This window comes from Ancylobacter sp. IITR112, from assembly GCF_041415945.1.
In the GTDB taxonomy this organism is placed as follows: domain Bacteria; phylum Pseudomonadota; class Alphaproteobacteria; order Rhizobiales; family Xanthobacteraceae; genus Ancylobacter.
On the sequence record NZ_JBGCUS010000001.1, the window covers coordinates 3,340,345 to 3,355,261 of the forward strand.

The following is a 14,917-nucleotide window of genomic DNA, read 5'->3' on the forward strand; positions in this document are numbered from 1 at the left end:
CGAGGATGAGAACGATCAAGCCAATCGAACGATTAGTACCGGTAAGCTCAATATGTTGCCATACTTACACACCCGGCCTATCAACGTGGTCGTCTTCCACGGTTCTCGAGGGAATACTCGTTTTGAGGTGGGTTTCCCGCTTAGATGCTTTCAGCGGTTATCCCGTCCGTACATAGCTACGCTGCACTGCGGCTGGCGCCACAACAGCTCCACCAGAGGTACGTTCATCCCGGTCCTCTCGTACTAGGGACAAATCCTCTCAATATTCCTACACCCACGGCAGATAGGGACCGAACTGTCTCACGACGTTCTGAACCCAGCTCACGTACCACTTTAATCGGCGAACAGCCGAACCCTTGGGACCTGCTCCAGCCCCAGGATGTGATGAGCCGACATCGAGGTGCCAAACGATGCCGTCGATATGGACTCTTGGGCATCATCAGCCTGTTATCCCCGGCGTACCTTTTATTCGTTGAGCGATGGCCCGTCCACGTGGGACCACCGGATCACTATGGCCGACTTTCGTCTCTGCTCGACTTGTCAGTCTCACAGTCAGGCGGGCTTATGCCATTGCACTCGACGACCGATTTCCGACCGGTCTGAGCCCACCATCGCGCGCCTCCGTTACTCTTTGGGAGGCGACCGCCCCAGTCAAACTGCCCACCATGCAATGTCCCGGATCCGGATGACGGACCGCGGTTAGACATCCATATCTATAAGGGTGGTATTTCAAGGATGGCTCCACGAGAGCTGGCGCCCTCGCTTCAAAGCCTACCACCTATCCTACACATACCGACACGAATGCCAGTGCAAAGTTGCAGTAAAGGTGCACGGGGTCTTTCCGTCTGACCGCAGGAACCCCGCATCTTCACGGGGAATTCAATTTCACTGAGTCTATGCTGGAGACAGCGGGGAAGTCATTACGCCATTCGTGCAGGTCGGAACTTACCCGACAAGGAATTTCGCTACCTTAGGACCGTTATAGTTACGGCCGCCGTTTACCGGGGCTTCGATTCAAAGCTTGCACCTCTCCTCTTAACCTTCCGGCACCGGGCAGGCGTCAGACCCTATACGTCATCTTGCGATTTCGCAGAGCCCTGTGTTTTTGCTAAACAGTTGCCACCCCCTGGTCTGTGCCCCTCCACACTGGTTGCCCAGAATGAAGGCCTCCTTATCCCGAAGTTACGGAGGTAAATTGCCGAGTTCCTTCAGCATAGTTCTCTCAAGCGCCTTGGTATACTCTACCAGTCCACCTGTGTCGGTTTCGGGTACGGTCTATGTTGTGGGAGCTATTTCCTGGAACCCCTTCGAAGCCAGAACAGAACCAGTTCGTCTGACAACACACGGGATTCGTCACTACCCACAGGCTCAGGAATATTCACCTGATTCCCATCGACTACGCCTTTCGGCCTCGCCTTAGGGGCCGGCTAACCCTGCGCAGATTAGCTTTACGCAGGAACCCTTGGACTTTCGGCGACAGTGTCTCTCACACTGTTTGTCGTTACTCATGTCAGCATTCGCACTTCCGATACCTCCAGAGGCCCTCACGGGTCCTCCTTCGCAGGCTTACGGAACGCTCCGCTACCGCTCATCCGAAGATGAACCCTAAGCTTCGGCGCGTGGTTTGAGCCCCGTTACATTTTCGGCGCAAGAATCCTAGACCAGTGAGCTGTTACGCTTTCTTTAAAGGATGGCTGCTTCTAAGCCAACCTCCTGGTTGTTTTCGGACTCTCACATCCTTTCACACTTAACCACGACTTGGGGGCCTTAGCTGTAGGTCAGGGTTGTTTCCCTCTCGACGACGGACGTTAGCACCCGCCGTCTGTCTCCCGCGCAGTACTTCCAGGTATTCGGAGTTTGGTTAGGTTTGGTAAGATGGTAAATCCCCCTAGCCCATCCAGTGCTCTACCCCCTGGAGTATTCACGCGAGGCACTACCTAAATAGTTTTCGCGGAGAACCAGCTATTTCCGAGTTTGATTGGCCTTTCACCCCTAGCCACAAGTCATCCGAGACCTTTTCAACGGGCACCGGTTCGGTCCTCCAGTGCGTGTTACCGCACCTTCAACCTGCTCATGGCTAGATCACTCGGCTTCGGGTCTAATCCGACGAACTGAACGCCCTGTTCAGACTCGCTTTCGCTGCGCCTACACCTATCGGTTTAAGCTTGCTCGCCAGACTAAGTCGCTGACCCATTATACAAAAGGTACGCAGTCACCCAGGACGAACCTTGGGCTCCTACTGTTTGTAGGCATCCGGTTTCAGGAACTCTTTCACTCCCCTTGTCGGGGTGCTTTTCACCTTTCCCTCACGGTACTTGTTCGCTATCGGTCGCTGAGGAGTACTTAGGCTTGGAGGGTGGTCCCCCCATGTTCAGACAGGATTTCACGTGTCCCGCCTTACTCGAGGATGAATGTTTGCATTACGTGTACGGGGCTATCACCCACTAAGGCTCGGCTTTCCTGACCGATTCCACTTGTCGCACATTCACCACTGGCCTGGTCCGCGTTCGCTCGCCACTACTAACGGAGTCTCTGTTGATGTCCTTTCCTCCGGGTACTTAGATGTTTCAGTTCCCCGGGTTCGCTTCAAACCCCTATGTATTCAGAGCTTGATACCTTCATCTGACAACTGGAATTCCAAAGCCTCATCGCACCGGATCGCTCCAGCGCGGCAAGACTTCAGAGTCCCAGTCGTCGAAGGTGGGTTTCCCCATTCGGAAATTCACGGATCAAAGCTTGTTCGCAGCTCCCCGTGACTTATCGCAGCGTACCACGTCCTTCATCGCCTCTCAGCACCAAGGCATCCACCGAATGCCCTTAAGACACTTGATCGTTCTCATCTTCGATACCCACCCCATGGAACTCGAACACCAGCCGTGCTCCGTCCGGGCGTGCAACCCGAGCGGCGGCTGGTGGGGGCGTGGCGGTTTTGAGAGACCCGCCACACGGTATCAAAGCACTTTCTAAAGACCAGCTTGCTTCGCAGTTGTTCGAGGACGGTGCGGTCACGCTCCCGTCGGCGCCGTCCCATGGTTGCCCATGGTCGATCGCCTGCCGGTCACTCAAGGTCAAAGACCCCAAGATCCCTGCGGATCGAACAACTTGCTTCTTCACGATGTCAGACAACACGCCAATCCCCGAGGGATCGGACGAATCCAGAGTTTCATGGACGAGGACCCCGCGCTCGACAGCCACCCTTCAAGAAGGATGGTGGAGCCAGACGGGATCGAACCGACGACCTCATGCTTGCAAAGCACGCGCTCTCCCAACTGAGCTATGGCCCCGGAAGGCTCAAGCTCGCGAAGGTGGCACCGCCTGATGAGGTGGTGGGCCTGGGAGGACTTGAACCTCCGACCTCACGCTTATCAAGCGCGCGCTCTAACCAACTGAGCTACAAGCCCGCAAGCCGACAGTGCGGATCGCATGATCCGGCGGCCTGGGCTCGTCCATGAAGAAAGAGAAACGAAGACGGCGGCGTCCCGCTAAATGCTCACTGACTGTGAGCTGTATCTAAGTGTTCCGATAGTCGTACCGGGATCCGAAAATCCAGGGCGTACTGAAGGAACATCCTTAGAAAGGAGGTGATCCAGCCGCAGGTTCCCCTACGGCTACCTTGTTACGACTTCACCCCAGTCGCTGACCCTACCGTGGTCGCCTGCCTCCCTTGCGGGTTAGCGCAGCGCCTTCGGGTAAAACCAACTCCCATGGTGTGACGGGCGGTGTGTACAAGGCCCGGGAACGTATTCACCGTGGCATGCTGATCCACGATTACTAGCGATTCCAACTTCATGCACTCGAGTTGCAGAGTGCAATCCGAACTGAGACGGCTTTTGGAGATTTGCTTACCCTCGCGGGTTCGCTTCCCACTGTCACCGCCATTGTAGCACGTGTGTAGCCCAGCCCGTAAGGGCCATGAGGACTTGACGTCATCCCCACCTTCCTCTCGGCTTATCACCGGCAGTCCCCCTAGAGTGCCCAACTGAATGATGGCAACTAAGGGCGAGGGTTGCGCTCGTTGCGGGACTTAACCCAACATCTCACGACACGAGCTGACGACAGCCATGCAGCACCTGTGTTCCCGGCTCCGAAGAGAAGAAACCATCTCTGGTAACCGTCCGGGACATGTCAAAGGCTGGTAAGGTTCTGCGCGTTGCTTCGAATTAAACCACATGCTCCACCGCTTGTGCGGGCCCCCGTCAATTCCTTTGAGTTTTAATCTTGCGACCGTACTCCCCAGGCGGGAGGCTTAATGCGTTAGCTGCGCCACTGATGAGCATGCTCACCAACGGCTAGCCTCCATCGTTTACGGCGTGGACTACCAGGGTATCTAATCCTGTTTGCTCCCCACGCTTTCGCACCTCAGCGTCAGTACCGGACCAGTAAGCCGCCTTCGCCACTGGTGTTCTTGCGAATATCTACGAATTTCACCTCTACACTCGCAGTTCCACTTACCTCTTCCGGACTCGAGATTGCCAGTATCAAAGGCAGTTCTGGAGTTGAGCTCCAGGCTTTCACCCCTGACTTAACAATCCGCCTACGTGCGCTTTACGCCCAGTGATTCCGAACAACGCTAGCCCCCTTCGTATTACCGCGGCTGCTGGCACGAAGTTAGCCGGGGCTTCTTCTCCGACTACCGTCATTATCTTCGTCGGCGAAAGAGCTTTACAACCCTAAGGCCTTCATCACTCACGCGGCATGGCTGGATCAGGCTTGCGCCCATTGTCCAATATTCCCCACTGCTGCCTCCCGTAGGAGTCTGGGCCGTGTCTCAGTCCCAGTGTGGCTGATCATCCTCTCAGACCAGCTACGGATCGTCGCCTTGGTGCGCCTTTACCACACCAACTAGCTAATCCGACGCGGGTTCATCCAATGGCGATAAATCTTTCCCCTTGCGGGCTCATACGGTATTAGTCCCAGTTTCCCGGAATTATTCCGTACCATTGGGCAGATCCCCACGTGTTACTCACCCGTCTGCCACTCCCCTTGCGGGGCGTTCGACTTGCATGTGTTAAGCCTGCCGCCAGCGTTCGTTCTGAGCCAGGATCAAACTCTCAAGTTGAATGAGAATTAATCTCGGCTTTGCGTCGCTACGCTCAAAACCTCTTGACGAGGTTGGAACAACACGCACCCTTCTCAGGGTAGCGCGGTTCCGAGAACGTAAGACCGCCGAAGTCTCATCCGACTTCCCCGACCGAGATCAGGGAAGTCCGCAAGGACCCCGCCGTCCACGTTTCTCTTTCTTACTCTTCACTTGTCAAAAAGCTGCGGGCCAAAACCCACGGAGCCGAAGCTCGAATTCGCCAAGGGCCGAAGCCCAAAACCTCTCAGAAGGCCGAAGCCCTCAACCTAAGGGCTCACACCCTTAAGCACTCGACAGTTTTCCCTCCGGCGACCGCCGGTCCGAAGACCTCGTCTCTGTCGGGAGCAACCAGAGGAGCGTCAGCACCGCGTCAGCGGCGCGCCCCGTCGATGGCCGCTTTATAGGACCCACCCGACCCGACTGTCAACGACCTTTTTCAGAAAAATGACAGGCTCACGACACTGTTGATAAATCGGGCCGGATTGGGGAATAAAGGCTGACCTTTCAATAGGTTAGCAATTCTGACCCAATTCACGGGGCCTCTCCGGCGGTCATTTTCCCGCCCCGCCACCGGCAAAAAAGTGCCGGCCCGAACGGGCCGGCTTTCGGGCGAAAGTCGCCGGAAACACGGTGCCTCAATGGTCGGAGAGCACCACATCCTCATGCCATTCGCCCTCGACTTCCTTGACGATGGCCTGGCCGCAGATCACCCGCCCCTTCACGGGATCGAAGGTCAGGGTCGGACTGCCCTGCAATTGCCAGCCCTTGTTGAGCGCGGCCGAGACGCGCTTGCAGAAAGCCTGGTCGTCGGGGCCGGTGAGGTAGCGATAGAGCTTCATGTCGGTTTCCTCGGAGTGTTTTCGAGCGACGTGGATACCGTTTCGCGTGAAGAAAACGCGACAACACAATGAATGGGTCGGCCGGGCAGGAGTGCCGCCGGCCGGTTCCTGCCCTGTCTCAGCCCCGCCGGGCGATCGCCTCGGCGAGGTCCACCGTGCGCCGGGCGATGTCGGCATGCATGCGTTCCACCATCCGCCCCTCGATCTGCACCACTCCCTTGCCGGCGTTTTCCGGCCGGTCGAACAGCGCGATCAGTTCCCGCGCCGCCGCCACCTCCGCCTCCGGCGGCGAGAAGGCGGCATTGCAGGGCCCAATCTGGTCGGGATGGATCAGCGTCTTGCCGTCAAAGCCCATCTCGGCCGCCTCGGCGCATTCGCGGGTGAAGCCGTCGAGATCGCGAAAATCGTTCCACACCGCGTCGAGCGCCGCGATCCCCCCCGCCCGCGCCGCCAGCACGCAATGGGCGAGCCAGCTCGCCATCGGCGCCCGCCCCGGCACGAGCCGAGCGCCGGTCTCCTTGGACAGGTCATTGGTGCCCAGCACCAGCGCGGCGAGCCGCGTCACCGGGCTTTTGGCGGCGAGCGCGATGTCGGGCGCGCGCAGCACCGCGATCGGCGTCTCGATCATCGCCCACACCCGCAGCGAAGGCAGCGCGCCCAGCGCCTCCAGCATGCGCCCCACCACATGCAGCGTCTCGGGATCGTTCACCTTGGGCAGCAGCACCACGTCCGGCCCCTCGCCGCGGGCCGAGGCGGCGGCGATCATCGCCATATCGGCGTCGAACCAGGGCGTGTCGGTGGCATTGGCGCGCACCACCACCTCGCGCGGAGCGAAGCCGCCTTGCGCCAGCGTGGCGGCGACGCGGGCGCGCGCCTCCTCCTTGGCGTCGGGGGCGACCGCGTCCTCAAGGTCGATGACGATGGCGTCGGCCGGCAGGCCTCTCGCCTTTTCCAGCGCGCGCGGGTTCGAGCCGGGCATGAACAGCACGCTGCGGCGCGGACGGACGGGTGTGGACATGATTCGCTCGGCTGATTGGCAGATGGTGGCGAAGAGCCTATCCCGCTCACTGGCGGGCTGCCAATCGGGCGCCGGTGCCCGGTCGCGCCGCCTATGGGTCAAGGCCATGGACGAGACTTTCGACGTGCTCATCGTCGGCGGCGCCATCATGGGGGCCGCCACCGCCTATTTCCTCACTCGTGATCCCGGCTTTGCCGGCCGCGTCGCCGTCATCGAGCGCGATCCCAGCTTCGCGCAGGCCTCCACCACCCTGTCCGCCGCCTCGCTGCGCCAGCAATTCTCGATCCCCGAGAACATCCGCATGTCGCTGTTCGGGCTGGAGTTTTTGCGCAGCGCCAAGGAGCGCTTCGGGCCGGACACCGATCTCGCCTTCCATGAGGGCGGCTATCTCATTCTCGCCAGCACGGCCGGCCTGCCGATACTCGAAGCCAATCACCGCACGCAATTGGCCGAGGGCGCCGACATCGCGCTGCTCGACCCCGCCGCGCTCAAAGCCACCTTTCCCTGGCTGAATGTCGACGATCTCGCCGCCGGGGCCTATGGCCGCTCCGGCGAGGGCTGGTTCGACGCCCATGCTTTGCTCGCCTGCCTGCGCGGCGCGGCGAAGGCGCAGGGCGCGCATTTCATCACCGGCGAGGTGGTCGGCCTTGCCCGCGACGGCGCGCGGATCACCGGGGCGAGCCTGGCGGATGGGCGCAGGCTCGGCTGTGGCGCGCTGGTCAATGCCGCCGGGCCGCAGGCCGGCCGTGTCGCCGCCATGGCCGGCATCCCTCTCCCGGTCGAGGGCCGGAAGCGCTGCGTCTTCGTCGTCCATTGCCGCACGCCGATCGAGAAGCTGCCGCTGCTGGTCGACCCCTCGGGCTTCTATATCCGCCCCGAAGGCGCCTACCAGATCTGCGGCGCGCCGCCAGCGGAGGACAACGACCCCGACGCGGACGGGGATTTCGAGGTCGACTGGTCGATCTTCGAGGAGAGCATCTGGCCGAACCTCGCCCACCGCATCCCGCCGATGGAGGAATTGAAGGTCATCCGCGCCTGGGCCGGGCATTACGAGATGAACCTGCTCGACCACAATGCGGTGATCGGCCCGCACCCGGAGGTGGCGAACTTCTACTTCGTAAACGGCTTTTCCGGCCACGGCCTGCAGCAGGCCCCCGCCGCCGGCCGCGCCATCGCGGAATGGCTGGTGCAGGGACGTTCTGTCTCGCTCGATCTCGACGTGTTCTCCTATGAGCGCATCGCGGCCGGGCGCCCGCATGCGGAGCTGAACATTATCTGAGGGGGTGGGCATGCGCGTCGCGGGGGTGGATGGCTGCAAGGATCGCGGCGACGGAGCAGGCGGCTGGGTGGCGGTGATCGTCGAGCCGGACGGCGCGGCGCACGCCATCCGGCTCCGGGCGATTGCCGAGCTGTTCGAGCGCCCGCTGGCGCCGCACATCGTCGCCGTGGACATGCCCATCGGCCTGCCCGAGCGGATCGAGGCCAATGGCCGTGCGCCGGAGCGGCTGGTGCGACCGGAGCTGGGGCAGCGGCAGTCGAGCGTCTTTTCCATGCCCTCGCGGGCGGCGGTTTATGCCAGCGTTGACGAAACTGTCCCGGAAGCGGCGCGCTACCGCCACGCCTGCGCGGTGGCGCTCGCCACCTCGACACCGCCGCGCAAGGTCTCGCGGCAGGGCTTCGCCCTCTTCCCGCGCATTGTCGAGATCGACCGCTGGCTGCGCGCCACGCCGGCGGCGCGGGAAAAAGTCTTTGAATGCCACCCGGAGGTGAGCTTCTGGGCGATGAACAAGCGTGCGCTCGACCTGCCCAAGAAGGTGAAGGGCGTCGCCGCCGCGCCGGGGCTGGAGCTGCGGCGCCGGCTGCTGGAGAAGGAAGGCTTCCCCGCCGTGCTTGTCTCGCCGTTCAAGGCGCGCGAGCTGCATGTTGGCGAGGATGATCTCATCGACGCCTGCGCCGCGGCCTGGACGGCGGGCCGCATCGCCCGCGGCGACGCCATCAGCTTCCCCTCCCCGCCGGAGCGGGACGCCCATGGCCTGCCGGTCGCCATCTGGGCCTGACACCGCGCAATTAACACCTCCTTTACGTTAATATTGCAGCGTCAGAGCAGAGTCGGCCGGCTTATTACACGTCATTTTTGTGCATTTATTTCTTTTGTACGTTCTAAATTGGTGTGATAGAAAAATACCCCGACTGATATGAGGATTTAGCGCAATGGCCGCGCCGCAGCAGCAGAAACTGAAGGTCAACGGGCCCGTCGCCGTCACCGCCAACCGTCTCACCGACGGCGCCGTGGTGTGGCGCACGCGCGACGGCGGCTGGTCGGTGGCGCTGGCGGATGCCGCCGTCGTCACCACCGCCGAGGCCGCGCTCGCTTTGCTGGCGGAGGCCGGCAAGCGCGATCTCGACGCCGTCGGCCCCTATGTCGCCCCGGTGATCGTCGGCGCGGATGGCGCGCTCGCCCCGGGCAATCTGCGCGAGCGCATCCGCGTCGCCGGCCCGACCTTCGAACTGCCCCACTGACGCACAAGGCCGACCCCGCCCATGTATGCCTATGATGAATTCGACCGCGCCTTTCTGGCCGAACGTGTCGCCGAGTTCCGCGACCAGGTCGGCCGGCGCCTCTCCGGCGCGCTGTCGGAAGACGAGTTCAAGCCGCTGCGGCTGATGAACGGCGTCTATCTCCAGTTGCATGCCTATATGCTGCGGATCGCCATTCCCTATGGCACGCTGAGCGCCACTCAGATGCGCCGCATGGCCCATGTCGCCCGCACCTATGATCGCGGCTACGGTCATTTCACCACCCGGCAGAACATCCAGTTCAACTGGATCAAGCTGGAAGAACTCCCCGAGGCGATGGCCTCGCTGGCGGAAGTCGGCGTCCACGGCATCCAGACCTCGGGCAATTGCATCCGCAACGTCACCACCGACCAGTGGGCCGCCGCGACGCCGGAAGAATGCGACGACCCCCGCATCTGGGCGGAAATCCTGCGGCAATATTCGACCCTGCACCCGGAATTCACCTACCTCCCGCGCAAGTTCAAGATCGCCATCACCGCCGCCGGCCATGACCGCGCGGCGATCAAGGTGCACGATGTCGGCCTGCGCCTGCACCGCAATTCTGAGGGCGAACTCGGCTTCGAGGTGCTGGTCGGCGGCGGGCTCGGCCGCACGCCGTTCGTCGGCAAGTCGATCCGGCCGTTCCTGCCGGCGCGCGAGCTGCTGAGCTACATCGAAGCCATCATGCGCGTGTACAACCAGTACGGGCGCCGCGATAACATCTACAAGGCGCGCATCAAGATCCTGGTGCACGAGATCGGCGCCGAGGAATTCTCCAAGGCGGTCGAAGCGGAATGGGCGGCGATCCGCGACGGCGCGCTGCACCTCACCGACGAGATGATCGCCGACATCCGCGCCCGCTTCATCTATCCCGCCTTCGCGGCGCTGGAAAATGAGCCGGCTATTCTCACCGAGGCGCTGAAGGATGCGCGCTTTTCCACCTGGCACCGCAATTCCGTGCAGGCGCACAAGGTGCCGGGCTATTCCATCGTCACCATCTCGCTGAAGCCGGTCGGCGCCCCTCCCGGCGATGCCACGGCCGACCAGATGGACGTGGTCGCCGACCTCGCCGAGCGCTTCGGCTTCAACGAGATCCGCGTCGGCCATGAGCAGAATCTGTGCCTGCCCCATGTGGCGCAGAAAGACCTGCCGGCGCTGTGGGCGGCGCTCGAGGCCGCCGGCCTCGCCACGCCGAATGTCAATCTCGTCAACGACATCATCGCCTGCCCGGGGCTGGATTACTGCGCGCTGGCCAATGCCCGCGCCATTCCCGTGGCGCAGGAAATCGCCAAGCGCTTCGCCGATCTCGACCGCGCGCGCGGCGTCGGCCGGCTGCACATCAATATCTCCGGCTGCATCAATGCCTGCGGCCACCACCATGTCGGCCATATCGGCATTCTCGGCGTGGAGAAGAACGGCCAGGAATTCTACCAGATCACGCTGGGCGGGCGCGCCGACGAGCACGCCCAGCTCGGCACGCTGCTCGGCCCGGCGGTCTCCTATGAACAGGTGCCCGGCCTCATCGAGGATGTGGTCGACACCTATATGGAGCTGCGCGCCGGCCCGCAGGAACTGTTCATCGACACCGTCGCCCGCCTCGGCGTCGAGCCGTTCAAGGAGCGCGTCTATGCCTCTCATTGAAAAGGGCGAGATCGTCGCCGACGCCTATCTCCGCGTGGCGGATGAGGACGCGCTGCCCGAAGGCGCGGCGGTGCTCATCGGCATCGACCGCTTCCTGAAAGAGGCGGAGACGCTGAAGGGTCGGCAGGCGCCTGTCGGCGTGATCTGGCCGAACAACCGGCCGATCGCCGAGATCGAACCCTATCTCGGCCAGCTCTCGCTCATCGCGCTGAACTTCCCCACCTTCCGCGACGGCCGCGCCTATAGCCAGGCCCGGCTGCTGCGCGAACGGCTCGGCTGGAAGGGGCCGCTGCGCGCCATCGGCAATGTGCTGCGCGACCAGTTCCTGCTGATGGAGCGCTCCGGCTTCGACCAGATCGACGCGGTGAAGGAAGCCGACGCCGAGGCCTTCGACGAGGCCACCCACCGCTATACCGTGTTCTATCAGCCGGCTACCGATCAGCGCCCCAGCCTTCTGCGCCAGCGCCTCGGCCGCACGGTTTCGGGAGTGCGCACATGAGCTTCCAGCGTTCCGGCGCCGATTTCACCCCTGCCACACCGTGCACGGACGAGGTGGGCGGGCTGGCCTGCGCGCTCGCCGATGCCGGGCCGGAGGAAATCATCGCCACCGCCCTGCGCACGCTCGGCCCCGGCCGGCTGTGCCTCGTCTCCTCCTTCGGCACCGAATCCGCCGTGCTGCTGGCCTATGCCGCCAAGGTCGACCGCTCGATCCCGGTGGTGTTCCTCGATACCGGATTCCTGTTCGAGGAGACGCTTTCCTATCGCGACGCACTCACCGCCCAGCTCGGCCTCACCGATGTGCGCAGCATCCAGCCCGACGCGGCACGGGTGGCGGCGCTCGATGCCGACCGCGACCTCTGGTTCTCGGATCCCGATGCCTGCTGCCGCATCCGCAAGGTGGAGCCCCTCGCCCGCGCGCTTGCCGGCTTCGACGGCTGGCTCAATGGGCGCAAGCGCTATCAGGGCGGCCTGCGCGCCGCCATTCCGGCGGTGGAACGCGACGGCGCGCGGCTGAAGTTCAACCCGCTGGTCAATCTCGACCGCGCCGCCGTGGAAGCCGCGCAGCGCGATTTCAACCTGCCGGACCATCCGATGCTGGCCAAGGGCTTCACCTCGGTCGGCTGCATGCCCTGCACCAGCCGCGCGGCGGCGGGTGAAGACGCCCGCGCCGGCCGCTGGCGCGGCAAGGGCAAGACCGAGTGCGGCATCCACACGCTGCTCAACACCGTCAGCGCCTGAACGATCGCGCGCGACGACTTCACGCGCCCTCATCCCCGGGCTTGACCCGGGGACCCAGCCTTCCCCGCCACCCCACACTGCGCGGAACCTCTCACCCGCTGAGGCCGAGTTCGTCGGCGCCCGGCCCCTGGGTGCCCGGGTCAAGCCCGGGCATGAGGGAAGGGGGAAGCCGCCCAGCAGCCTAATGCAGCGACTGGCCGGTCCTGCCCGTCCATGCTCCCCAAAAGCTCGGCGCTCGGCGCGCGCCGTATCCCTACCCCCTCATCCCCGGGCTTGACCCGGGGACCCAGCCTTCCCCCGCCCCCCGACACTGCGCGGAACCTCTCTCCCCGCTGAGGCCGAGTTCGTCGGCGTCCGGCCCCTGGGTGCCCGGGTCAAGCCCGGGCATGAGGGAAGGGGGAAGCCGCCCAGCAACCTAATGCAGCGACTGGACCGCCCCTGCCCGTCCATGCTCCCCAAAAGCTCGGCGCTCGGCGCGCGCCGTATCCCTACCCCCTCATCCCCGGGCTTGACCCGGGGACCCAACCCCCGCGCCCCCGGGCACCGCGCGCGCTCCATCTTTCCCCCCTCATCCCCGGGCTTGACCCGGGGACCCAGCCTCTCGCACCGCCGCCCGACACTGCGCGGAACCTCTCACCCGCTGAGGCCGAGTTCGTCGGCGCCCGGCCTCTGGGTGCCCGGGTCAAGCCCGGGCACGAGGGAAGGGGGAAGCCGCCCAGCAGCCTAATGCAGCGGCTGGCCGGTCCTGCCCGTCCATGCTCCCCAAAAGCTCGGCGCTCGGCGCGCGCCGTATCCCTACCCCCTCATCCCCGGGCTTGACCCGGGGACCCAGCCTTCCCCCGCCCCCCGACACTGCGCGGAACCTCTCACCCGCTGAGGCCGAGTTCGTCGGCGCCCGGCCTCTGGGTGCCCGGGTCAAGCCCGGGCACGAGGGAAGGGGGAAGCCGCCCAGCAGCCTAATGCAGCGGCTGGCCGGTCCTGCCCGTCCATGCTCCCCAAAAGCTCGGCGCTCGGCGCACGCCGTATCCCTACCCCCTCATCCCCGGGCTTGACCCGGGGATCCAGCCTTCCCCCGCCACCCGACACTGCGCGTGCCGTCTTCACGCCCCCTCATCCCCGGGCTTGACCCGAGGATCCAGCCTCTCCCGCCGCCGCCGGCTGGCCCGTAGCCCCGCCCTGCTTCACGCCCGGCCTCTGGGTGCCCGGGTCAAGCCCGGGCATGAGGGCAGCGTGGGTTCTCCGCGCGCAATTTCCGCGCCGCGCCGCGCGCGCCCGGTCAGGCCGCCCCCTCCCTCCTCGCCCTATTTTCTATTAATTCGGTAGATTTAATATTGACCCTCGGGCGCCAGCATGAAAACGTCTGGTCATGATCGTCATTCGCGCCACGGCGCTGCCAGGGAGATCCGCCATGTCCTTGCATTTCCGGCGCGCGGCCGCCGCCGCGCTCATCGCCGCGCTCACCGCGCCGCTTGCCGTCGCCCCGGCCGCCCGCGCCGCCGACGTGACGCTGCTCAACGTCTCCTACGACCCCACGCGCGAACTCTATTCCCAGTTCAACAAGCTGTTCGCCGAGCACTACAAGGCGGAAACCGGCAAGAGCGTGGAGATCAAGACCTCGCATGGCGGCTCGGGCAAGCAGGCCCGCTCGGTGATCGACGGGCTGGACGCCGATGTCGTCACCCTGGCGCTGGCCTATGACATCGACGCCATCGCCGATAAGGGCTTCCTGGCGCAGGACTGGCAGAAGCGCCTGCCGGACAACGCCTCGCCCTACACCTCGACCATCGTGTTCCTGGTGCGCAAGGGCAATCCGAAGGGCATCAAGGACTGGAACGACCTGGTGAAGCCGGGCGTGCAGGTCATCACCCCCAACCCGAAGACCTCGGGCGGCGCGCGCTGGAACTACCTCGCCGCCTGGGCCTATGCGCTGAAGCACAATGGCGGCGACGAGGCCAAGGCGAAGGAATTCGTCGGCGAGATCTACAAGCACGTCCCGGTGCTGGACACCGGTGCGCGCGGCTCCACCGTCACCTTCACCGAGCGCGGCGTCGGCGACGTGCTGCTCGCCTGGGAGAACGAGGCCTTCCTGTCGAAGAAGGAATTCGGCGACGACAAGTTCGACATCGTCGTGCCCTCGCTCTCCATCCTCGCCGAACCGCCGGTGGCGGTGGTCGACAAGAACGTCGAGCGCAAGGGCACGCGCGACGTCGCCGAGGCCTATCTGAAGCTGCTCTACTCCAAGGAAGGCCAGAAGCTGGCGGCGGAGAACTTCTATCGCCCGCGCGACCCCGAGATCGCCAAGGCCTATGCGAACGTGTTTCCCAAGGTGGAACTCGTGACCATCGACGACCCGGCCTTCGGCGGCTGGCGCAAGGCGCAGAAGACCCACTTCTCCGATGGCGGCGTGTTCGACCAGATCTATTCCAACTGAGGCGGGCCGGCGGGGTCGGTCGCATCGGGCTCGAACGGTCCGATCGGTCTCACTGTCCACCTCATCGGCCTCATCGGCCACCGCTTTCGACCCCTCTCCGGGCCGTGCCGCAA

The 14,917-nt window shown here is 63.8% G+C and carries 9 protein-coding genes, 2 tRNA genes and 2 rRNA genes; 7 read left to right on the forward strand and 6 right to left on the reverse strand.

Annotated elements, in window-relative coordinates:
- Positions 1–11: 11 nt before the first annotated feature.
- The 6 genes from AAC979_RS15900 to AAC979_RS15925 all read right to left on the reverse strand — a co-directional run bounded on the left by AAC979_RS15900 (position 12) and on the right by AAC979_RS15925 (position 6,937).
- Positions 12–2,832, reverse strand: a 23S ribosomal RNA gene (locus AAC979_RS15900).
- Positions 2,833–3,208: 376 nt separating this feature from the next.
- Positions 3,209–3,284: transfer RNA gene (locus AAC979_RS15905), tRNA-Ala, on the reverse strand.
- Positions 3,285–3,324: 40 nt separating this feature from the next.
- A tRNA-Ile gene (locus AAC979_RS15910) sits at positions 3,325–3,401 on the reverse strand.
- Positions 3,402–3,574: 173 nt separating this feature from the next.
- A 16S ribosomal RNA gene (locus AAC979_RS15915) occupies positions 3,575–5,059 on the reverse strand.
- Together the 16S and 23S rRNA genes with 2 tRNA genes alongside form the textbook arrangement of a ribosomal RNA operon.
- Positions 5,060–5,715: 656 nt before the next feature.
- Positions 5,716–5,919 carry a DUF1737 domain-containing protein gene (locus AAC979_RS15920; RefSeq protein ID WP_371347843.1) on the reverse strand — a complete coding sequence of 68 codons (204 nt, stop codon included), beginning with the start codon at positions 5,917–5,919 and terminating at the stop codon, positions 5,716–5,718.
- A gap of 118 nt (positions 5,920–6,037) precedes the next feature.
- On the reverse strand, positions 6,038–6,937 hold the full coding sequence (locus tag AAC979_RS15925) for a CoA ester lyase (RefSeq protein WP_371347845.1): 900 nt from the start codon (positions 6,935–6,937) through the stop codon (positions 6,038–6,040).
- Between the two features lie 106 nt (positions 6,938–7,043).
- Between AAC979_RS15925 and AAC979_RS15930 the strand changes: the two genes are divergently transcribed.
- From AAC979_RS15930 to AAC979_RS15960, 7 genes are all read left to right on the forward strand, one after another.
- Positions 7,044–8,216: an NAD(P)/FAD-dependent oxidoreductase gene (locus AAC979_RS15930; RefSeq protein ID WP_371347846.1), complete on the forward strand. Its 1,173-nt coding sequence runs from the start codon at positions 7,044–7,046 to the stop codon at positions 8,214–8,216.
- Between the two features lie 10 nt (positions 8,217–8,226).
- Entirely contained in the window at positions 8,227–8,994 is a 768-nt protein-coding gene (locus AAC979_RS15935; protein WP_371347847.1) for a DUF429 domain-containing protein, read from the forward strand.
- Between the two features lie 154 nt (positions 8,995–9,148).
- Complete coding sequence (locus AAC979_RS15940; protein ID WP_371347848.1) at positions 9,149–9,457, forward strand: DUF2849 domain-containing protein; 309 nt, start codon at positions 9,149–9,151, stop codon at positions 9,455–9,457.
- Between the two features lie 21 nt (positions 9,458–9,478).
- Positions 9,479–11,134, forward strand: coding sequence for a nitrite/sulfite reductase (locus tag AAC979_RS15945; protein WP_371347850.1), 1,656 nt, complete (start codon positions 9,479–9,481; stop codon positions 11,132–11,134).
- Positions 11,121–11,633, forward strand: coding sequence for a DUF934 domain-containing protein (locus AAC979_RS15950; protein WP_371347851.1), 513 nt, complete (start codon positions 11,121–11,123; stop codon positions 11,631–11,633). The genes AAC979_RS15945 and AAC979_RS15950 overlap by 14 nt, the downstream gene beginning before the upstream one ends.
- Complete coding sequence (locus AAC979_RS15955) at positions 11,630–12,373, forward strand: phosphoadenylyl-sulfate reductase (RefSeq protein WP_371347852.1); 744 nt, start codon at positions 11,630–11,632, stop codon at positions 12,371–12,373. The genes AAC979_RS15950 and AAC979_RS15955 overlap by 4 nt, the downstream gene beginning before the upstream one ends.
- A gap of 1,408 nt (positions 12,374–13,781) precedes the next feature.
- Positions 13,782–14,804, forward strand: coding sequence for a sulfate ABC transporter substrate-binding protein (locus tag AAC979_RS15960; protein WP_371347854.1), 1,023 nt, complete (start codon positions 13,782–13,784; stop codon positions 14,802–14,804).
- Positions 14,805–14,917: the final 113 nt, after the last annotated feature.